The following is a 22,074-nucleotide window of genomic DNA, read 5'->3' on the forward strand; positions in this document are numbered from 1 at the left end:
GTCGGGAAACGGTAGTTTCCCGCTTGGGGTGACCGATCCGCCAACCGGCGGAGAGGACCAGAGGGCGGAAGCCCTATGAATCGCAGTCCCGAGGATTCGGGACGAGCAGTGAGATGCCCGGCCGTCCCCGCCTTCGCCTCGCTGAAGCTCGGCTATGGCGCGGTAATACCCGCCAATCGCCGAGCAAAAGCGGGACTTTTTAGAACATTAGTTTCTACAATAAAACATACCATCATGGTATGTTTTTTGTTTAAAGCTCAAAAAGAGAGTTCACACACATCAAAAAACATCCCCGCACGGTGCGGGGATGTTCTGAACGTCTTATGGAGTTGTCTCGTCCCACTTGAGGGTACTTAGAACGGGTACTGTATTGGAATCAGTATATATAGGGGAGTTGTTCACAGCTCTTACTCTATAGAATGCAAATCCCGGAAGCGGATCATTATCCATGCATATCCTGTTATCGGAATCAACCGGGAAATCCGCGACATTCAGGCATATGACTTCTGCCGAACTGAAATCCGAATTATCATCCCTGTAGACCGTATATACCGGCGGTCCGCCTTTTACAGAATACTCTGCCGCAGACCAATCCAACCTTACCCTATTCGGAAGATTTTCATAATCAAGCATAAAGTCTCCCGGAGGAGCGATCGGAACATAAACGGGAGATATGATATTTGAACTCGTCGTGCCTGCCGCATTCACTGCCCTGATCTGATATTCATAGGTCGTATCCTCCTGGGCTGTCAGATCATTGAATGTAACAAAACCTGTTGGAGGAGGATCCTCATAATCGGTTCCCGAGACCATCGAATCCAAAGGCGTTGAATAGGCTGCCGTCGCTTTATTGATGAACAGGCCGAACAGGTCATCCATCTTTTCGCCCATGCCCACATAAGCAAACTCCGAATCACCCTGGAGCCTTCTGAATATCTCATATGAAGTTTCATTCTGCGTATCGCTCCATTTGATCTCAACATTACCGCCCGCACTCAAGGTGTAGCTTGCGGAAACAAGAGAAAGGAATGGCGGATAAAAAGGCGGAATATTCAGACAATCGCAAGATGTTGTCTGCAAGCTGGGATCCGATTCCACCGAATTATCAACGCCCGAGCCCACAGCTTCCACTTTATATACATAATTCTCCACACTGTTTATATTGCCGTCAATATAGGTTCTGGCCAGATACGGCATATTCTCCCTGATCTTGCTGAAATTTGTTTCGCCTGCCGACACATTCTTTCTCAAAATATTATACGAGAAGGTCTTGCTTTCGTCATAGGGCGCCCAATTGATCTGCATACGCGATGAAGAACCCGCGCATATCGGCAACACGGTGTTATCGGTATTGCCCGGCAAAGCTCCGCCGCATACATATCCGGAATCCCTGCTGATCACGGGTTTTGCGGGAACATCAAAGCACTCCATGGCAATGGCTGTCTTTTCTTCGGAAAATGCGACGCTGCTGCTTCCATGCGCCTCAATATAATAATCATAGCTGGCGCTGCTTTCAACATTCAGGTCGATATATGAAGTCAAAGTTGTCCCCGGACAATTAATACATGTATATGCCGCAAACGGCTCGCTGGTGCGCTTTTTATATATGGTCCAATAGGATGTGTTCGGATCCGGCAGCCACGAAAGCGCTATCTGCGTTCCCGAAACATCACAACCCGGAGTCAGGATCAGATTCGCCTGAACCGGCGAACAATCCGGCGCAATAATGGAAACTTCATTCGACATAGCGCTCTCATTTCCGATCCCCATCGCCTTCACCGCATATTTATAGTTTTTATTCGATTCCAGAGGAAGAGAACTTAGTATATTCGGAGAATCAGACTGTCTTTCGGGACCATTGATCAATGTTCCGTCGGAACCATTCCCGGAATTGTCATATGCCGCTACTCCCGCTTTTTCATCAAAATGCCAGACACCGGCCAGGCCAAGTTCGTTTTTATAGATAGCATTATATTGCTCCGCAATTTCTATTCCACTTAAACTTCTTCCGTAGATGCGGACCTCGTCGATCGATCCGTCAAAAAGCTCATGCCACTGCGGTGACCCGCCCTGGCGCGCGCCGATCGTTACCGGCGCATCGCTCAATATCGTATTGCTTAATGAATTTTCATCGATTGTAACACCAAGAGAGATCCCGTCTTCATATATCCTTACGCCACTTGCCAGACTGGAACCGTCATAAGTGATCACGTAATGGTGCCAACCGCCATCATTCAGCATGCTTGGCGATGTAGTGCTCACCGTGATAGCGTTTGAAGACCAAGTATTGACCATCATGAAAGATATGGTTCCAGCCCTCACCTGCGAGGTTGGAAAATAGTAATTCGTTATCAGATGCCATCCTCTATACGGACTGTAATCCGACGCCTTTGTGATCACTTCCTGAATTCCGGTACTTGATGCATCCGGCTTAAGCCAAGCTGTGATCGAAAATGCTCGATCTCGCTCAAAATCAAAGTTTGATTCATTCGCGATTGCCGCATAATCATCCGATCCATCAAACTGCAGGCTCCTCGACCCGCCATCGGTTATTGGCGACCTGACGGAAAAATAGACGGATTGCAGAGAATCTGAGACATTATTTCGATATAAATTATAAGAATAAGCATTAGCACTTGCCGTCCAGGACAGATCCGCATATGGCACGTTCAGATCGCAATAAGTACTGCCGAGAGCCAGAGTAGAAACGTCAGGAACTCCGCAGAACAATGTCGTCACCGACCTCGAGCTCGAAAAGGATGTGAGGGCGGTGGGCCCTATTGCTTTTATCCAATAGTAATATGTCCAAAGATCCTGAAGTCCCGCCGAACTGTCCGTCCATGCCCTGGAATTGAATTCAGCAAGATCGGAAGGAATGGTTTTGTCCAAAGCCTTAACTAGCAATGCCGAACCCATGTTATCGATCGTATTGCGATATATCTCATATTTTTGGGTGCCGGAAGGAAAATCATCCGACCACGAGATCATATTATAGGGATCATTTGTACTGCAATTGGAGTAAATTGGGTCAATAACCGGCGTGAAAGGAACGCAATAATTGCCGATGCCGATCAAGGCAACATTGGAACCTGCTCCCTCACCTGCGTCATTTTCCGCTTTGACGACATAGGAATAGGCAGTGTTGACCGCTATACCCATATCATCATAGGAATTTGTCGTTCTGCTCGTCAGATAGGATCCATCTCGATAAATGTTATAAGAAGTGGCGTTTGGAACATTGTCCCACCCGAGAGCCGCATAGGGGTTCGAGCCAGAACATGCAAAAGATGCGTTCAGACTTGCTACCGGCGGCATTGCCTCACAGGAAAAGGTCTCTGTGGCTCCCGCAGAGAAAGAGAGTAAGCCCGTCGGACCGTTTGCCTTAATCCAATAGAGATATTCGGTTAACGGCAAGAGCGGCCCATTATCCGTCCATGTCAGAGTATTTTTGCCGACTGTCTGCAATAGCGCTGCCGAATCGATTGAAACGATCCGGACATTATCTATCCAAGCCCTATCGCTTCCGCCGATCGTACTGTCATCTTTGGCATAAACCCAGCGAAAACTGTGCGCTCCTGCCGAGATAGGCACGATCATTTCCGCGAAAGATGCCATGGACGTTCCGCTTATCCTGTTCCTGTATCCGGTAGCTCTTGTGCACCCATCATTGTCCAGGCAAAAAAGAAGAAAATCATAACTATCTTCAGAACTGACTTTCCAATGGAACCTTAATGCGGATGGGCTGGAGACCGTGATGTCATAATCAATAAAAGCGGATTGACTGTTTCCAATTGCACCACTGGCGGCCGAAGCCGATCCATCGCTTGAGGCCGACGTATCCCTGAACCAATTCGCATCTCCTCCGGTCGTCCATCCGGGAGGCGTAAAAGTTACGCTTTCAAAATTAGAGATTGAGACGCTGCCGGTGCTTCTATAAATTTCAAAATTATTGGTATTATCGGGCGTTGCATCCGTCCATGAGACAGTATTCTTCGACTGATCGCTTTCGCAAACCGTTACGATCGGATCAATAGCCGGCACCGACGGCGTGCAATAGTGTCCAGCCGCGATCGAAATGACATTTGAATCCGCCCCTTGTCCGAAAGGGCTTCTGCCTCTGACGGTGTATCCATACGCAGTATTGACATCAATAGTATAATCATCGTGAGTAAGGGTTGTTACATTTGTCAAAAATATCCCGTTCCTATATACGTCATAAGAAGTCGCATGTCCGATCGAAAGCCAAGACATATGCGCATACGGGTTCGAAGGGGGCGTTCCGGAACATTGGAATGAACCTATCAGAGTGTTTGTGGACTCGGGAGGTCCGCAAAAAAGATTCACAATATTCGTAGCATCGGAAAGGGTCGTATAATTCATTGGGGCCGGCCCGATAGACTGGACCCAATAGTAATATGTCGCCTCATCTTCCAGCCGGGGACTTGAAGGATTGTCGATAATTGTTCTGGCACCAAAGGCAGCAGGTTGGGTCGCCTTGTCAATAGTTTTGATCAAAACAGTCCCGGCATCCACAAAATTATTTGTCGTTCCTCTGTATATCTTATATATTGCCGTGTTCGGATATGTTTCACCGGTCCAACTTATATTATTGGCGGGATTTCCACCCGAACAACCCGCGCCTAAACTGACTACCGGCTTTTGCGGAGTACAATATTTTCCAAGCGAGATCGATGCGATGCTTGAATCAGAACTCTCCCCTCCCGAATTCTTTGCTCTCACCGTATAGTCATAAAGCGTATTGACAGTGACCGTGGTGTCTTCATGCGTCAAAACTGTTTCATTCACCAAAAATAATCCATTGCGATAGATATCATATGAAGCCGCGCCGGGAACGGCATTCCAGCTTAGCGACACCCTGGGAGTCGAAGCAGGCGTACCGGTGCATGAAAAAGCGGCAGTTAATCCCGTAGGGGCAGACAAAACAGCGCAATAAACCGTTGTAACAACACGATTGGCAGACTGGCTGCTTGCACTGCTCGGACTGATTGATTTGATATAATACGTGTAATTAGTTGAATCGCTGAGTCCCGCCCCGGCATTATCATCCGTCCATTTTCTTAGATCCGGATCTATGCTTTGGGCGGCAGTTCTGACCAAAACGCCATTCCGATAGATCTCATAAGTTGAAGTATCAATCGCATACGGCCATGAAATATCCACTACCGCTTTGTTCGAACTGCATAGCGGAGACAAGACCAGATTTGATCTTTGAGGCGGACATTCCGGCGTTAAAAATGGAGATATCGTATTTGAACTGGCGCTGCCGCCGGAACTGAATGCATCCACCCTCCAGCTGTAATTTGTCTTTGAGAGAAGACCGCTTCCCCATGCCGGATCATCGCTGTCCGCTCCGGCAGCGCTTCCCAATGTCGCATTTCTGCCATAGTTCGAACTATCCGATGCGATCTGCCCGCCTCCTTCATCGAAATACCACAAACCGACCAGATCCGCTTCGTTGGCATAAACTCCATTCTTGTGCTCCGCCACTTCCGTTGAAGAAAGGGCGCGCCTATAGATCCTTACTTCTCCGACAGAACCATTGAAATAATACGGATTATAGCTTCTTCCGATCTCAAGGGCTTTTGTCGGATTGCTCAATGTATTGATCGTTCCATTGTATTCGCCTGCACTGGATCCATTCACCCACGCCTCAAGATGATTGGTTTTTTTTATTCCCACAATATGCGTCCAGCCCCAGGTTTCATAAAGAGGAAGTGAAACCGCCTTATATCCGGAGCTATCTTTTACTCCGAATGAATATCTGTTACTGGGAGAATATGCCTCTGAAATAAAATATCCGGTCGAACCCCATCCGCCCTTATTGACTATCCCTCTGCCATAAGTGCCGCCATCGGCTTTTGCCCAAACTTCAACCGTAAAATCATTTGTGGTCATGTCCAGATCGGCGGAAGTGCCTGCATTCACGTAATCATCGGATCCGTCAAAATTCAGAATATTTCCGTGTCCGACATCGCCAAAGGGCGATATTACGCCATTGATCGTGGCAGGAGAAGACACAGAACGCAAAAGGTCATATGAAGTGGCATTGGCGCTGTTTGTCCAATCCAATTGCACTTTCGGATATGGGCCTTGGCAGCTTGCACTTGGAGGATCGGTCAGGATGAAGGGTCCGGGAGGCGAGCAATTGCTCGTCGTTACCGGCTGATAGACGGAAGATGCCTCCTGGCCGGCATTGTAACCCGCCGCCACAACCTTATATTTATAAGTTGTTGTGATAAGCAAAGGATTCGGATCGATGATCGAATATGTCCCTCCGACCGGAACAGTCGCAATTGGAAGTCCCAGATCCTCTCTGAAAACTTTAAAGTTTTGGGTGTTTGCATCATCCGAAATCCAGCTGATAGTTACTTTCGGGTTTCCGCCGGAACAAGAATCCAGCAGACTGACAACCGGTAAAGTTGGGAGACAGGAATCCGTTGTTATGGACTGCACAGCGGAATATCCCCGCGCGACACCCGGATCGCCATTGGCAATGACCTGATAATAATAAGCGGTAGATGGATTCAGACTGTCGGTGTCATTCCAAGAATATGTGGTATTGCCCACGGTGGCTTTCGTTGCCATACCGGCCTCAGACAACCCTCTTTTTATTTCATAGTTGATCGTGTTGCTTGTTGAAGACCATGAAAGACCAACCTTCGGATTGCCAAGCACGCACGATCCGGCAATAGAAAGAATGGGGGCATTTGGCGGAATACAATTCGATGCATTAATGGTCTCAGCCATGCTCGGAGCGGTCTGAGTCCCTTCCCTGCCGTTTGCAATGACGTAGTAGGTATATTCGGACCCCGCCTCGACTCCGGAATCGATATATGTCGTATTTGTCAGATTAAGAAGAGATGTGCCATTCCTATAAAGAGTATAATAGATCACGTTTTCCGAAGACGTCCAGCTGAGCCTTATCCTGGAATCCCCGCTGGCGCAGAAGACCTCGGGACTGTTCAGGACCGGAGTGGGAGACGGTGGAACTATCGTGGCGCAATTAATGCTCTGGCTCACCGTATTGGAAGTGAAATTCGGATAACCGGTGACTCCGGCAACAACCTTATAATTCTGAGTACAGTTCGCCCCCGGACAATCGTCGGGGCTTAAATAGTCCACGAAAGAATTCGTACCGCTGCCGTACTGCCCCAAAAAAGATGTATCGTTTCTGAATAAATTATAAAAATCGGAATTCATTATCTTCGTCCAGCTGACATGCATCTCGGGATTTCCGGAGGCATCGCACATGCCGCTTGAACTGGCAAATGGCGAACAATAATAATTGGCTGTTTGTTTTGACAGTGAATTTTTTGCAACTTCCTCAAGATCCTTTATCCAGACCGCCTTGATGAAATAATCCATGTTTCCGCTCTGCCAATAATTCAGAGGCATACTTCCCACAAGACTATCATCGTATGTCGTAGTGGCGGCATCAACGCTCATTAACAAAGAATAATCCGGATCGCTTGGGGTTTTGCGGTATATTTCATATCTTGCCGCTCCCATCAGGCTGTTCCAGGATAAGCTTATTTTTTGCCCTCCCGGAGCACTGCTATTGCAGCTTGTATTTGAACTCAATATTACAGGACAAGCCCTTGCCTCGATCGAAACGCTTGCCGAATTTTTTTTCGTTCCATCCTGCCAATTCGCCCGCACGGAATATGAATATGAATTGGTTCCGATGATATTCGGACCGTCGTCATAAACATGGTCCGTTGTCTCGCCAATCTTCACGAACTCCGCTTCTTCGAGTGTGTCATTCTTCCTCAGGATCTCATATTTCAGGATATTCCCCGTTGCAGTGCTCCAGGTCAGACTATTGTGCGGACCATTGGCCTTGCACTCTGCATCCATCTCGGAAAAAACAGCTGCACAATAATTGGCTCCCGATGTCTTTTCGTTGGAAAAGATATCTCCGGATTTAACAGCTTTTATTTTGTAATGATAGCTTTTATCGCTTAAAGCGGAATTGTCAGTGTAGGACAAGGCTTCTGTATTTCCGATCTCCGAATAATTGATCTCGCTGGACAGTTTTCTCATAACATAGTACGTCGGATTTCCGGGAATATCCGATGACCATGAAAGATCCACCACTCTTTTCGCATCAAGACAATCTTGGAGAGGTTCATTCTGGGTGATTGTCGAAGCAAAGGATGTCGGGACGAAAATAAAAAACAGCATAAAACCGATCAGACCTATAAACAAGATTCTTAACTTTGTGAAATCATATATCAAATGCATTTTTATCATATGGTTCTTTCGAAAATATTATAAAGAAGATTTTACTACTATTTTAGCTGCCAAAAAATCGTCCGCTTTGCTTATATCGGAACTGGAAATAGCCTCGATATAATCCCCCGGTTTCAAATCGCTAAGCCGTATATTTTTTTCTACGGGAGTGCGATTGACAAAAGTCAGACTGCTCACCTTGGTTTGAGGATTCACGATCGCCTTTCTTTCTTCCTCGCGGACCGTACGCACACCCTCTTCATCGACATTGTACATCTCGGCATTGAAAACAATCGTATTGCCGTCGATTTTCGTTATTTTACCGGAAAGATTATAGATAATTTTCGGAACGATAATCCTTTCCTGCTCCGGTATCGGCTTTATGTCCGATCTTTCAACTACCGGTTCCTCGGTTGTTCCGCCCTCTTTTTGACGCAATCCCAAACCTATTGCGACCGCCACAACCAAAACCATCAATACGATGATCAAAATGTTCTTCGGGACAATGGGCGGAGTTGCCGCATTTTCTGTTGAATCCATATTTTTATATTATTTTATTTTTTTAACGGTCCGAAATTTTTTTATGGAGAATAACTCAGTTCGATCGCCCTGTTCACATTGCGATAGCTTCCTCTGACCTTTATCACGTTTCCTATCACAACGATCCTATAAGAGCCATCCCCGACGGTTACCACTTCATTGTTAGGCGGAGTGTCCGCATCAGTACAATCATTATCATTTATGCATTTGGCAAGATAATCCATGCTCTGATATGCTCCATAAGTGGCGGTTAGGGGACTGCTGATCTGAAGCTTAAGTTCATAAAGAAATCTTTCGACGCCGGTGTCCGCCAGATAAAATGACTCAACGGAATTTTGCGCATCTATCAATGCCCTCCTTTCCCCCACTCCCCTGTTCATTGTATATAGGCCTAAATAAAGCAAAAAAGCGCTAATGGAAACAGCCACGAACAAAGCCACTTGTCCCTTTCTATTCAAATTTATCTTTTTGGTTGGCATTTTGTTTTTGAAAATCTTAGCTCTTTATGATCATTAATAAACCCTAGGAACAACGGATGTCTGCAATTTAATCGTGACGCTGGGATCCCTCGAACTTTCCAGTTCAAGCAGAATGGTAATGATCGGCTGTTCCGCCGGAGATGCAACCAGATCGCCATTTGAATAAAAATGCAAATTGGTCACTTTTATATTCGGAGAGCTTATTGGGACAAAACTCCCGTCATAACCCACCGAAACAGCGACAGCGCTCGCACCGCTCGCGCAAACCCCGGACGAATCCGCCTGGCAATAGACCGCACTCTTGCTTTCGTGATTGGTGAAATTTATCCTTGGCCCAGGATTCGGAGTTCCGCTGTCATCGTAATTCCTTATTCGCATATCATCGATCTTATTCGCCATCCTGATCTCCCGGCCCATTCTTTCCAAAAGAAAACTTGCTTCATTATTGACCAGATTCATCTCGCTTGCGCGCGCCTGAGACTTTATTCCGCTTATGAAAAGCCCCATCGTAAAAACTATGACAAGCGAAAACAGCCCGAGTGCCACCATGGTTTCAAGAAGCGTCATTCCTTTTTGGTCAAGTTCATGCATCTGGGTTAATTTATCTGAGATCATTAAGATATGACGTCAATGAATACAGTTCTTTTCCGCCTCGTTCCACTTTTACCGTTGCCTTCATGACGCCTACAGCAGGATAGCTTATATTAACATACCGCTGAAAACCCGAATTATGCCATTCGCCGGACGACGTAATTTCCGTATCATATTCACACTGAATATATCCATTGATTTCTTTGGTCAATACCTGCATGCTTTGCGCGGTTTTATCCTTCAACTCAAACCCGTCCGTTATCTTTGCATTCTTGCACTGCCCATAGTTACTGGAATTTATCACCACAATGACCTTGTCTCCCTCCAAGAGCGCATCTGTGAGCGGAAAGTTAGCGTCATCGTCCCTTATCTTTCTCATTATTTCCATCCCATCCTGTGCAAGATAAACAGCATTAAGCCTTGCTTCAATATCTATTTCGTCTCTCAGTGATGACGTAAGTATGTTCACGATTGGTATGACACTGATCATGATCACCGAAATGCTTACCGCGATCTCCAGCAATCCGAATCCTTTTTTGTTTTTTATTATTTTTCCGATCATTGATTTATTTTATCTGGCCCTGAGAATTAACCGTAACGGTCCTGCAGAACGTCGGACAGCCTTCGGGACTTCTCAATATTTTGACCTCCAGGGTTGCCCCGCTGCCCTGCAGTGTTCCATTAAATGTCATATTCACCTTCCCGTAAGGCGGCCCAAACAGAATATCCGCATTCGGAAGATCAGAGACACCGTTCAGAGTTTCGATCGTAACACTTGGAGAAAGAACTATTGTTTCGACGATCTGGTCTTCGCCGGAAACATAAGCCTTGTTCAATACTGATGGAGAATTAAGAAATATGATATAGCCGGCGCCATCCCTTTCGAAATGGATCCCGTATCCGCCGGATATGTCATAATCCTCGAATTTCTTTATATTTATCGAATAATTTTGAACTCTTCTTATGTCATCCGAAATCTTTTGGATCGCGAACTGCATCTCCTTGGTTTTTTTCTGGGAATTATAGTTATTCATGACCACAACCGACATTATCGAAATTATGACGATAACAAGCATCATCTCCAGCAACGTAAAACCATTCGAATTCCTCAGGGTAAACTCTTTTTTGTTTAATTTCGGATCTGACATATTTTTTGTTTCAACTTAATGTGCTGGTCATTCCATAGATCGGCTGCAAGATCGACAATATGAATATCAGCACGCCGATCCCAAGAACAAATATCAAAACCGGTTCGATAAGCGCCATTATGCCTTCGATCGCAAGATCGATTTCTTTCTCATAGAAAGAAGATATATCCTGAAGTATCTTGCCGAACTGCCCGGACTTTTCTCCGATCCTCATCATTTTCGAAACCACAACGGGGAAATTATCGCTTCTTTCAAAAACATAAGATACTGACCCGCCGATCTTAACCTCATCGATACTGCTGAAGATCAATTCCTTGTATACATTATTCCCCACGATATTTCCGGTGATCTTGAGCGCATCAGTTATGGGTATTCCGCTTGCGATAAGCATGGACAGATTTCCCGCAAATCTTGAAACATAGACTTTTTGCAATATGGTTTTTATTTTGGGAATTTTCAAGATCATGGCATCAAATATTTTTTTTCCATTGGGCGTGGATATATAGCTCTTCAAAAGATAAGCAAAACTAATGGAAAGGACAATGATCACAACAAGATAGTCCTGGAAGAACTTCGACAAGCTGATCAGAGCCTTCGTTGTGAACGGAAGCTCCTGTCCGGCTTTGTCGAACACTGAAACCAATTGAGGCATTACAAACACCATTACGCCGACACCGACAACTCCGAATCCCGCGATCACAACAACGGGATATATCATTGCATTCTTTAGTTTTGCGTTCAAATAGCTTTGCTTGTCCATATATGTCGAAAGGTGCACGAATGTTTCCTGCAATTTTCCCGAAGCTTCGCCCGCCCTGACGATATTGATATAAAAATCCGAAAAAAGATTCGGAGACTCCGCAAGCGCCGATGAAAAAGGCATGCCGTCATCCACTTTGCTCGCTATGCTGTATATCTGCTCTTTGAAATATTCATTCTCCTCCTGCCCATAGAGTATTCTGAGCGCTTCGACGAGAGGTATGCCGGATTCAAGCATAACAGCCAGCTCTTTCGAGAACATGATTATTTTCTCTCTTTTGACCTTATGAAGGAACGAGAACATTTTCCCGAGCGAAAGGTATTCCCTGACAGGCTTTATCGAAACAATAACGAGCTTATGCCTCTGCAGGATCTCAATGGCTTTTTCCTGGGTGGTGGCCTCGATCTTCCCCTCCTGCTGGTTCCCGCTGATCGTGATCGCCTTGAATTGAAATTTCATATTTATATGATTATTCCGCTTTAAGCGCTATATACTATATTATAATAAATTTACGTCAATTGTTCAACTTTTTCACCGCTGCATCCCTGATCTTATTGAAATTTTTCGCCACAATATATGCTATGACAATGAATATAACAAAAATCGCAGCTATCATGCCCGCCAATTTACTCTCCTTTTCGCCAATGATCTTTCTCTCGATCTTCACGGCAAGCTTCCCCTCATACGCATCGATTATTTTATCATCAGCTTTAATAACAGCTCTTACGTTCAGCGAGTTATCGTCCACAGGAACGCTCGAAACGACCTCAACCTCGAAATTGCCGCTTCTTATCTCGATCGGCCGGCTTTGCGTTTCCAGCGTTTGAAAAGTTCTGTCTTTCAGTTCGATGGTCAGCTGCGCATTCCTCGTCTCCCCCGCAGGAACAGACCCTTCGATTCCGATAATCAGTTTATTTTCCTTTCCGGGATAATACAATCCGTCCTTCGTTTCTATGTTCGATATCTTCGCATCCTTGTTTATAATCTTCCAGCTGAAACTTTCTATGCTGGATATGTTTTCTCCTTGATAAAGAAACTCCATTTCGGCGGCATAAACACCTTGCTGGCCGAGCTTCGGCATATCAACCCTGAACTTATCGTTCTTCCTGGAAAGCAATTCAACCTCGCTTCCAAAAAATTGATCCGACTCCGTCTTGGAAGGATCAATCCTCCACAAAGTTATTCTTGGAACCAAAACTACGCTGATATCATTGGGATTATAAACATCCGCTTCGATCTCGGGAACATCTTCCGGATAATATTCTGGGATCTCTTTTACATCCAGCGCCTCTCCGTCCTTCAGGATATAGCTATTAGTCACGTTTACAAAAAAATTGTTCCCTTCTATTGATATCTCTTTTTCCTCCCAATTCAAAGCGAATCCGTCTTCCGAATATAACTGGATCTTCAGGACATATTCTCCAGTCCTGATATTGACCGGCAATCCGTATTCGATCTCTTGAATTATGTTTTTTTCCGGCTGGACCTGCTCCTTGACTTGAAACGTAACCCGATCAAAAATCTTTCCGTCTTGGATCAAGGTAATTTCATAGCTCAGATCGGAACCTCCTTCAGAATTGTTCTGGATCAAAAAATTCCCCCTGACGATATCGCTATTTTTATATTCCGCTGACTCAAGTTTCAGTTCATTGATCGTGATATCGTTTCCGGCAGTTGCATATGCGAAAAAAAACGGTACAAAAAAACAGATTACGGAAAGAACCGATGGTATTATTTTTATTTTGTGGAATTCGATATTCATAACGTTAGGCCGCATGGCGTTCTCGAAAGCGTACGGCGTTCTTTCAAAACTAAATTTGAGCGGCAAAGCTTTTAATCTTCCGGACAAACAGCTGCGACTGTGCTCAAGGCTCCGGCGTTGCTTACTGTGAGTCTGTGGCAAGCTCCATCCGGAGATCTCATTATTAACCCCTTGCCCAATGTGCTGATCGAAACATCCCCGTCTGCCGTTATCAGCATTCTGTCACCATTGACGCCGCCGCTATCTGTAGTAATAAATCTATACTTATCGCTCGAAGGCCCGGCTACTGCAGGGCTCATGTTAAAGACAACATCGCCACCCGATCCGGGCCAAATTGGATAATCCGCGGACGTTCTGGCGATCAGAAATTCTCCGGCATCAGTACTGAATCTGATCCTAGTCTTCGCGCCCGAATTATTAGTGTTTTTGATCATGATGCTGCTGTCATCCGCTCCGGTTAAATTTGATTCAATTTGCAGCCTGTCAGTTGGGCTTGATGTACCTATGCCCACCTTGCCATTCTCGTGAACTTTGAATATCGAATTAGTCGCCTGATCCTCTATATTCAAGTAAGCGAAACCCATGGCCGCATCTCTTTTTATATGTAGACCTTCCGTCGCGACAGCGCTTGACATCTTGACATCCAAAGTCGCATTCGGACGCACACCACTTGTGAAAGATCCTGCTCCGATCCTGCGATACTCGGAATCGATCGTCATTGCCAAAGGTCCGTCCGTAGATCCACCGATGCTTTGATTGCCGAAAATCATGAGATTGTTTTTTCCTGCCACATCAATGTGTCTGAAAGCAAAAACGGAATCCACCCCCCCTCCCACGATCACATCAGCACTGGGCATAGAGAGTCCGGCATAATTCGGCGGTGTTTCAGCGCCTTCCGTCGTTCCGCTGATTTTCAAACTTCCATTGACTTCAAGAGTTGATTTGGGATCCATTGTCCCGATGCCGACATTGCCGTTATTTTTTATGGTCATCCGCTCAACAGGCGCATCTGTTCCGTCAAGTGTGGTTGAAAACATCAATCTGCCCGGCACATCATTGTTCCCGGTCGCGCCATCAATCTGAGCTTGTATTGATGCGCTTGCCCGGCCGCCGGAATTTGGCCATTCGTCGCCGTCATATGCCTTGAATCGAATACCTCCAATATAATCTCCATTTTGAACTGTAGCCGGAATTCCCGGGCCCGCTCCTTCTCTTGCCCGATAAATATCATAATCCGGTCCGGACGTTCCAACTGCACTGTTTATTTCATAATGCGCAACATCTCCTCCGCCGATCGTGAGCTTTTCTTTTGGAGCCGAAGCTGGAAATAAAGTCCCTATACCCACGCTCCCCGAATTGCTGTTATACATGTCCGTTCCGCTAAGAGTCCACTGTCCGCCTGCACCGCCGCTAATGCAATCCGTCCAAGTCCCATTTTGGTAGCACTGAAATTTATTAGACGTTGAGTCATAATACATCGTCCCGTTTGAAGGTGCAGCGGGCACAGCGGATGGTCTCATTTTTATAGCACCATTCACATCGAGTTTCTGGCTCGGATCAGGCGCGCCGATTCCGACATTGCCGAAGTCGGGGTTAAGGATCAAATTAAGACCCGGCCCGCTCAGGGCGCCGCTATTATCAAACTGTCCAGACTGAATACTGCCGAATGAATCATCGTTCTTTGCTCCCAATGTTAATCCGTATCCGAAAGATCCTACGCCATTGGCTTTATTATTATAGAATGCAGCCGTGTGCATAGTCGGACCCGTGGCATTTCCATGAACAGAAAGCATCCTGTCGGTTGTGTTTTGCGCAGCACCACCATCTGAAACTTCGAGCTTGGATCCTGGAGCTAGCGTCCCAATTCCGACTCTGGCGTTTCTTGTGTCTATGACCATGGTATTTGGTGTGCCTACATTCTCCTTGTGATTTCCGAAAATAAACATGCTGCTGGGCTTGGTAGCGATATCTTCTTGCCTGAATTTGAATATTCCATCAGTCCCGCCTCCGAGAAGCATATCCATATTGGGAATATATATGCCTCCTATGCCTTCATAATCGCTTAAGAAACTGACCGAGCCGCTCGTAGTCAATGCACCTGTGGTCTTTATGCCATTAGGATGTATGATATATTTAAAATTTCCATTCCAATTCGCTTTCTGGTCTATCCTAACTTGAGTAACAGGAGGAACACCTATCAAAGATGTCACCGTACGAACATCATCATAGGGAGTCGCTCCGCCGAAGTGGAAAATCAATTGACTGACACCCGGGACCATGTTGTTGAAATTGTCGCCTGATATCGTCACGGTGTCCGTATATCCGCCAGTGCTGATTGTTGCCGCTCCGCCATCCACAGCCGCATCACCGATCACGTCCAGTTTTGAGTCCGGTGTCAGCGTTCCGATCCCCACATTGCCGGCAGCAACGGAAAGCCCGTTCGGCCAGCCTGCCGTGTTCAAGATGAGCCCTCCTCCCTTGGTCTGTCCGGCATTGCCTACATTAAGCGGAGCATCGCATCCGGGATATCCAGCCGGACAATCGGGAGGATCGGCGGGAGCGGGAGACCAGGCGATGACCGTATAGCCAAACGCCATAATGCATATGGCAACGCTAAGAAGAACGGAAGCTATTCTTGTTTTTTCAAAATTTTTTTTCACGATTGGCATAGTGTTTATTTAAAATTATTATAATGGACTATCTATTGGTTCCATAGGAATCAAGTATTTCCTTCGGGATCACTACTTCATTTTTGGGGTCCGGTGCGACCGCGCCATCAGGACCATATGCCTCCAGCACTTCTTTAGACGGAACGATCTCCGGTTTCTTTTTTAATGATTCATCGTCAGATGGTCCATAGCTGTCATACACATCCCGCATAGTTCTTTTAGGCTGATCCGGCTGTTCGGGCGTCTCGGGTTTTACGTTCAGCAAAACATAGCATACAGCAACAATGAACACCAGAAAAACGGCAAACACCGCATAGATCAATTTTTTATCGTATTTAACCTGCATTTTTTTATATTTATAATGACTAAGGGGCCGCCTCGTTCCATTTTGGCTTATTACTCATGATATTTACGTCTTTTTGCTTGTCCCTGTCATGCGCCCAGCACTCTATCCCGCCGGAGTCTCTCACTCTAAGATCAACTCGATAAACATTCGGCGTCGGATATGAGTATGTTTCCGTGTATCCGGGAGGAGGAGTTATCGCCTCGGCATCGGGCGTCACAGGGTTCGTTGCATAATCAAAGAACCACTGATATCTGTCGATCGTATATGGCGGATCATCCGACCAGGACAATGAGGGATCAAAAACTATAGGCATGAACAGGAGTATGTTGCCGGCAGGAGCATATGTGAATTCCGCCCTGGGATATTGATGATCGGGAGAAGGATTCGGACTTCCAAGTTCATCCACACTGTCGGGAAACGGATCTCCGATCATAAAATCTCCTTCGTTTATATTATTGTCGCTGTCGTAAACCCTAAGTTTCCAAATATATGTGAATCCTCCGTAATCTATAAAATTCGCGCCGCACAATGCCACTGAATTTATTTCGGTTCCCAAAAGATTGGTGGCATTATCATTCTTCTTGCCGGGTTTGCATTCAGCGACAAAATTTCCGATGCTATCGTATTTCGTAAGTTCGATCTCATAGGCCGACTGCATTCCATAGCCGTCTTCGGCATCGTTATACTCCCACCTCAGCGACACCGCTCCGGGCAGATCTTTCTTGCAATAATCAATGCCCATCTGGCCGAATATCCATAAAGCCGGTTTATTGTCGCCTATCCTGATCTTTACGCCATCAAAGCTTATCCAGCCTCCGACAAGTCCCGACCAACCCCATCCCGAAAGATCGCTTCCCGCCAGCACAACTTTATAGTTTGAAGTGCCGCAGCTGGCATCATTGATGCAATTCAAGGAGATCCATCCGTCCCACCCTCCTCTTTCCTCGGGCGGACGAAGTGGTCCTGTACAATTATTTGCAAAAACGCTGCAAGCTCTGGCCCAGCCTTTAAATTCATTTCCGTCCAAGCGTGCCTGACAATTGCCCCCGTTTGGACATTCGGTCAGAATGAATGGCGGAGTAACAACATCTTTGATATCCGGCCAGTTGAAACTGACCCAGCCGAAATTCTCTCCCCAGGCATAACCCGAAAGATCATTAGTGCTTGTGCTAATTCTCGCTCCATAAGGGAAAGCGGTTCCCAAAGAAGGACAATTCGCCGGAGCGGCGCCTCCGTCCTCCAAAGCTCCTTCAAAAGTTCCATCGCCGTCAGTATCGCAATCCTTGCTGCTGAAACTTATCCATCCGATCGTATCACTCCAGCCAAACCCATAAAGATTCGAATATTCTGCCGCCGGAATTACTGTCAATTTAAAAGTTTTCTCTTTGTTGGCAAGTCCCGCACTTTGGCCGGTTATTTTTATGATATAATCGCCTGTCGGAGTGCTCGGATCGATATCTATATCAAACGTGCGGGTGCAGTCCGGCTGGCAAACATTGCCTACCGACCAGCTTATGCCGATCAGAGGCTCGGAAGGGCTTATACTATAGGAAAGAAGGACGTCTTGCGCCGGCGCCTGGACCAAATTAATAACGGCACCCCTTGTTGCTGACGCTCCCGTCGTCAGAACCATGTCCGACATATCCGATATTTCATAGTTGAAAAATGTTCCTATAGTGATCATGCCTGAATAGTCGCTTACTCCGTCGGAAGCCACGCCATAAACATAGTAATTTCCGGGAACAATGCCAGCCGTATTCCAGTTACATATTGCCCCTGCGCTCTCCGGAACAGATCCACAGAGTGCGATTGCGCCCACGTAACCATTTGCATTATTCATATCGTTATCATAATACAAAGCTGCGGTAGCTATATCATCCGGATCAATTAAAGAATAATTGATCCCAAAAACATCTCCCTGTGCCACTGAATCGCCGTTTGGCGATGTTATATTGAGAATGGAGGGAATGTCAGCTGAAATTTCTTCCGCTCCGATACAGACTCCCGGTTCAGGCGAGGCATATTTGCTTCTGAGATAGTATCTGCTAATTTCACCTGCGGAAAGCGCACGGTCATAGAGGCGAACTTCATCCATCTCGCCATCAAACACCTCCCCCGGGTGCTCAGAGCCGAACACAGCACTATTTCCTATATAATATTGGGTCGTTCCGGAAGATGAATTATTGAAAAAGAATTTGCTGGCTGCGTTTCCCGCGTCATAATTAACAACAGCCTGCTTTACGCCATCAAGATAGAACTCATTTCCTGAGCCGGAAACGACATATGCAACAAGATGCCAATTGGTCGGATTAGATACCTGGACATAACCGTCAAATTCCGCATTACAATCGCCATTAGCGCTTCCCCAAACCTCAAAATAAGTCGTGCCAGCAACAGTAGTCATGGCTATTTCAAACGGATACGTGCAATTTCCCGAATCCGCTGTAAATATCGAGTCAAAACCAGATGCTCCGGCATTGGCCTTGACCCACGCCATAAAAGTTCCGGAGGTCAGTCCATCAAAGACGTTGTCTGGCGAAATGGATACATAATCATTTGTTCCGTCAAAGCTGAGTGAATTTCCGGCAGAAAACTGCAGATTACGGCTGTCCCATTGACCTCCATCCGAGGAAGTCCGGATAGGATTGTCGGGTGCACCGCCCATTGTTCCGCCGTTTCCACTACCCGAACTGTCCGAAACTGTCGCACCTGCCGCTTCATCCATATGCCAAAGTCCCACAAGTCCGGACTCCGCGTAGTCTTTTGTGAAAGTGTTGTCATAACTGCCGACGCTTGATGCAGCCGCATTTCCATAGTACATATATATCGTATCGGTTGCAAAAGCAGGTACGTTTGGAACCTTTACCCAAAAATCGGCTGTTGAAGAATCAGTTTTGCTTTCAAGCCAGTAATAGATCGGGGTCGATCCATCCGAAGATGTAAATCTGATATCGTCAAAATCCGATTGCATATCTGCATCATATGCAATTGTCACTTTTATCTGATGATCAACAAGATTCGATCCTGAATTCTCGGAAATGATTATCGGTTTCCTCTTTGTCCAATTAGAATCAAGCCATGATCCTCCTCCGGTCTTAAGACAACCCAGGCCAACCGGAATAGCACTTGCCTCATCAGACTGTGGACCTTCGCCAATCAAATTAACGGCTGACACTTTGTAAAAATATGCAGTGCCATTGGCAAGACCAGAGTCAGTGCAGATTGTTGTATTTCCAAGACTTGAACAGCCTCCCAAAGCAAGCAATGAATATGAACCATTAGTCGGGCTGCTACGATAAACTCTGTAATTTGTGATCGCAGAACCGCCATTGTCCGGCGCGGTCCAAGATAAAGATATTTGAGTATTGCCGGAAGTAGCATTCAAACCGGCTACTTGAGCGGGAGCAGATGCGGCACCTGCATAATAGACATATTCAAAACACAATAAAACAGCAGCAACAATAATTATTGCCGGAATATATTTTTTATTTTTTAATGCCAAACCTACTGGCATGGATAATTTTATTTTTGTTTATTGTTCTTTCCAAATCCTATTTACGAAAGACAGATATTCCCACACCCCATGCCGGACAAATTTATTTTGTCGCGCCATCAGCCGGGGCCGGATCCTGCTTCAGACAGCTGACACTTATCAGCTGGACCTGCTCTTTGTCATTGTAAATGGAGAATGGATCGCATTTTTCGTTTTTAGCCTGGGAGATCGCCGCATTTATCATGTCGGTCTTGCCCTGCTGGTATCCCGATTGCAACGCAGCGCTCAACTGCTCTTTTTTGAAATCATCCCAAATATCTATAGCGACATATACAACAGAAAAAAGAATCCAAAAACTGACTGCGACCAAACTGACGGCTTTTTTGTCTATCTTCATTGCTTTATTTATTTATTTAGCTAATCTTTGCATACTGCATCAATTACAACACTTATAGTATAACACATTTCACGCATTATTACACAACAAAATATCGTATCAAAAAATTATCTATTTATCATGTTTCAATGCCCTCAATTTCCTTTTGCTTATTTCTGTCATTTCCCGCTATTCCTGAATTGCCTTTGTAGGATATGGGATGATTTCGTCTGTTTTCATTTCCAACATTTCATCCTCTCTTTAATTTATAGCATTGCATGTACAAGATCCCGTTGCATCCGGCTGAGTCGAGCAGTACCCTATTGTCTTATCGGCTCTCCAGCAAAGAGCTTTGTTCGCTTGTGCGGCGCCGCTTCCGATGCTTACATTTCCCCTGACATCCAATTTTGCATTCGGACTATTCGTTCCAATCCCGACATTAACGTTTCCGCCACCCGTATACCTGTTAACTACTCCCCATCCGAGGGTATTATTCCAATCTGCTTCATTTTGCGCACTGACTCCCAAATAACTTCCGGTTCCTCCGCCAAATCTCCAATTTATATCCCCGACATCAGAGTCGATAAAGTTTATTTCCGGACTTCCATCTTGGACAAGAACTTCATCGCCCACAACGTCAAGTTTAGCTGCTGGCGTCGCCGTCCCGATGCCGACATTGCCATCACTCTTTATTGTCATTCTTTCTACAGGAGCAATCGTGCCATCCGGAGTCGTACTGAACACGAGTTTCACGGGAAGACTGGTCGCAGAAACTGTCCCGCTATCCATCACCGCTCCGAATCTTCCAAGCCTGCTAACATACCCATTTCCGTTATATGCTCCGAAGCCTATCCATCCCAGCTCGGTAGGATTTGGAAGGGTGTTGTTGACGATAGTCGGATTTTCGGGTGTTCCTCTGGATCTGAAAATATCAAAGTCGAATTTATCGCTATACCCATCAGATGAACTGGTTGCATTCATATCCATATTCTTCCCAGACATGGCAATAAGGCTGTCATCGGAGCCAGTTATATATGGCGTTTTTGTTCCAAAATCTCCCAACATCAGATTTCCCTTGCTGGAAACTGCAAATCTGTTCGCTCCCGCGCTGTTTGAAAAATTTACGATTGATGATTCATATGTGAAAGCCGTACCAGCCGGAAGAGCCGGACTGAATACTTCAGACTCAATTGACGTATCGCTTACGATCCTTTTGATTATTTTCGTCTGGCCTGCTGCTGTTATTCTTGATCCCACTCCGATCTCATCTAAAAATTTCGTACCAACACCGGTTATGACGCCAGCCCCGGAAATCGTACCCGTGCCAACCTTGCCGGCTGCACCCCTTATGCTCAACGTTGAGGCTGGTGTTGTCGTTCCGATCCCGACATTGCCTTCATCGACCCTGACATTTCCCTTATTGACTATCAGGCCGTTCGGAGCGCCATTAACATTCAGGGTAAGACCGCCCAATTTAACCTGTCCGGTCGCCCCGATATTCAGTGGCAGATCAACATTATTCCCCGGCGCGGGCGCCGTCGGCTCCGTCCAATTCGCAGCCAGAACCACATAGCTCAAGGAAACACTGAACACCAAAGCGCTGGCCAGAAATGCAGCCGTCTTTGCATTTTTAGAAAACATTTTTGTCTTTATCATT

General features: G+C 46.0%; 13 protein-coding genes. All 13 read right to left on the bottom strand.

The features are described from left to right. Positions 1–321: 321 nt before the first annotated feature. Positions 322–8,274, bottom strand: a complete 7,953-nt coding sequence (locus WC788_02420; protein ID MFA6096459.1) for a LamG-like jellyroll fold domain-containing protein — start codon at positions 8,272–8,274, stop codon at positions 322–324. 18 nt (positions 8,275–8,292) lie between these two features. Further along, positions 8,293–8,793 carry a hypothetical protein gene (locus WC788_02425; GenBank protein ID MFA6096460.1) on the bottom strand — a complete coding sequence of 167 codons (501 nt, stop codon included), beginning with the start codon at positions 8,791–8,793 and terminating at the stop codon, positions 8,293–8,295. A gap of 41 nt (positions 8,794–8,834) precedes the next feature. Continuing rightward, the gene (locus tag WC788_02430) at positions 8,835–9,251 is read right to left on the bottom strand and encodes a hypothetical protein (GenBank protein ID MFA6096461.1); all 417 of its coding nucleotides are present in this window, start codon (positions 9,249–9,251) and stop codon (positions 8,835–8,837) included. 54 nt (positions 9,252–9,305) lie between these two features. Then, a complete protein-coding gene (locus tag WC788_02435; protein ID MFA6096462.1) occupies positions 9,306–9,887 on the bottom strand; it encodes a type II secretion system protein in 582 nt (193 codons plus the stop codon). After that, a complete protein-coding gene (locus WC788_02440) occupies positions 9,874–10,425 on the bottom strand; it encodes a hypothetical protein (GenBank protein MFA6096463.1) in 552 nt (183 codons plus the stop codon). Before WC788_02440 ends, WC788_02435 begins: the two co-directional genes overlap by 14 nt. A gap of 4 nt (positions 10,426–10,429) precedes the next feature. Continuing rightward, entirely contained in the window at positions 10,430–11,011 is a 582-nt protein-coding gene (locus WC788_02445) for a type II secretion system protein (protein ID MFA6096464.1), read from the bottom strand. A 10-nt stretch (positions 11,012–11,021) separates the two neighbouring features. Further along, positions 11,022–12,230 (bottom strand): type II secretion system F family protein, encoded by a 1,209-nt coding sequence (locus WC788_02450; GenBank protein MFA6096465.1) that lies wholly within the window; start codon positions 12,228–12,230, stop codon positions 11,022–11,024. Positions 12,231–12,285: 55 nt separating this feature from the next. Continuing rightward, complete coding sequence (locus tag WC788_02455) at positions 12,286–13,533, bottom strand: hypothetical protein (protein MFA6096466.1); 1,248 nt, start codon at positions 13,531–13,533, stop codon at positions 12,286–12,288. Between the two features lie 71 nt (positions 13,534–13,604). After that, on the bottom strand, positions 13,605–16,202 hold the full coding sequence (locus tag WC788_02460) for a hypothetical protein (GenBank protein ID MFA6096467.1): 2,598 nt from the start codon (positions 16,200–16,202) through the stop codon (positions 13,605–13,607). Between the two features lie 28 nt (positions 16,203–16,230). Beyond that, positions 16,231–16,548 carry a hypothetical protein gene (locus WC788_02465; protein MFA6096468.1) on the bottom strand — a complete coding sequence of 106 codons (318 nt, stop codon included), beginning with the start codon at positions 16,546–16,548 and terminating at the stop codon, positions 16,231–16,233. Between the two features lie 19 nt (positions 16,549–16,567). Then, positions 16,568–20,062, bottom strand: coding sequence for a DUF2341 domain-containing protein (locus tag WC788_02470; GenBank protein MFA6096469.1), 3,495 nt, complete (start codon positions 20,060–20,062; stop codon positions 16,568–16,570). Positions 20,063–20,144: 82 nt separating this feature from the next. Further along, positions 20,145–20,438, bottom strand: coding sequence for a hypothetical protein (locus tag WC788_02475; GenBank protein ID MFA6096470.1), 294 nt, complete (start codon positions 20,436–20,438; stop codon positions 20,145–20,147). 240 nt (positions 20,439–20,678) lie between these two features. Continuing rightward, positions 20,679–22,073, bottom strand: a complete 1,395-nt coding sequence (locus WC788_02480; GenBank protein MFA6096471.1) for a hypothetical protein — start codon at positions 22,071–22,073, stop codon at positions 20,679–20,681. Between the last annotated feature and the right edge of the window lies 1 nt (position 22,074).

The organism is Candidatus Paceibacterota bacterium (assembly GCA_041661265.1).
GTDB lineage: Bacteria > Patescibacteriota > Minisyncoccia > JAHIHE01 > JAGLIN01 > JBAZUT01.

What these genes read in the sequence shown, in the direction of transcription:
- WC788_02440 (MFA6096463.1), bottom strand. Translation starts at nt 10,425, where the DNA reads ATGATCGGAAAAATAATAAAAAACAAAAAAGGATTCGGATTGCTGGAG.
- WC788_02420 (MFA6096459.1), bottom strand. Translation starts at nt 8,274, where the DNA reads ATGATAAAAATGCATTTGATATATGATTTCACAAAGTTAAGAATCTTG.
- WC788_02465 (MFA6096468.1), bottom strand. Translation starts at nt 16,548, where the DNA reads ATGCAGGTTAAATACGATAAAAAATTGATCTATGCGGTGTTTGCCGTT.
- WC788_02425 (MFA6096460.1), bottom strand. Translation starts at nt 8,793, where the DNA reads ATGGATTCAACAGAAAATGCGGCAACTCCGCCCATTGTCCCGAAGAAC.
- WC788_02455 (MFA6096466.1), bottom strand. Translation starts at nt 13,533, where the DNA reads ATGAATATCGAATTCCACAAAATAAAAATAATACCATCGGTTCTTTCC.
- WC788_02435 (MFA6096462.1), bottom strand. Translation starts at nt 9,887, where the DNA reads ATGATCTCAGATAAATTAACCCAGATGCATGAACTTGACCAAAAAGGA.
- WC788_02445 (MFA6096464.1), bottom strand. Translation starts at nt 11,011, where the DNA reads ATGTCAGATCCGAAATTAAACAAAAAAGAGTTTACCCTGAGGAATTCG.
- WC788_02460 (MFA6096467.1), bottom strand. Translation starts at nt 16,202, where the DNA reads ATGCCAATCGTGAAAAAAAATTTTGAAAAAACAAGAATAGCTTCCGTT.
- WC788_02480 (MFA6096471.1), bottom strand. Translation starts at nt 22,073, where the DNA reads ATGATAAAGACAAAAATGTTTTCTAAAAATGCAAAGACGGCTGCATTT.
- WC788_02475 (MFA6096470.1), bottom strand. Translation starts at nt 20,438, where the DNA reads ATGAAGATAGACAAAAAAGCCGTCAGTTTGGTCGCAGTCAGTTTTTGG.
- WC788_02470 (MFA6096469.1), bottom strand. Translation starts at nt 20,062, where the DNA reads ATGCCAGTAGGTTTGGCATTAAAAAATAAAAAATATATTCCGGCAATA.
- WC788_02450 (MFA6096465.1), bottom strand. Translation starts at nt 12,230, where the DNA reads ATGAAATTTCAATTCAAGGCGATCACGATCAGCGGGAACCAGCAGGAG.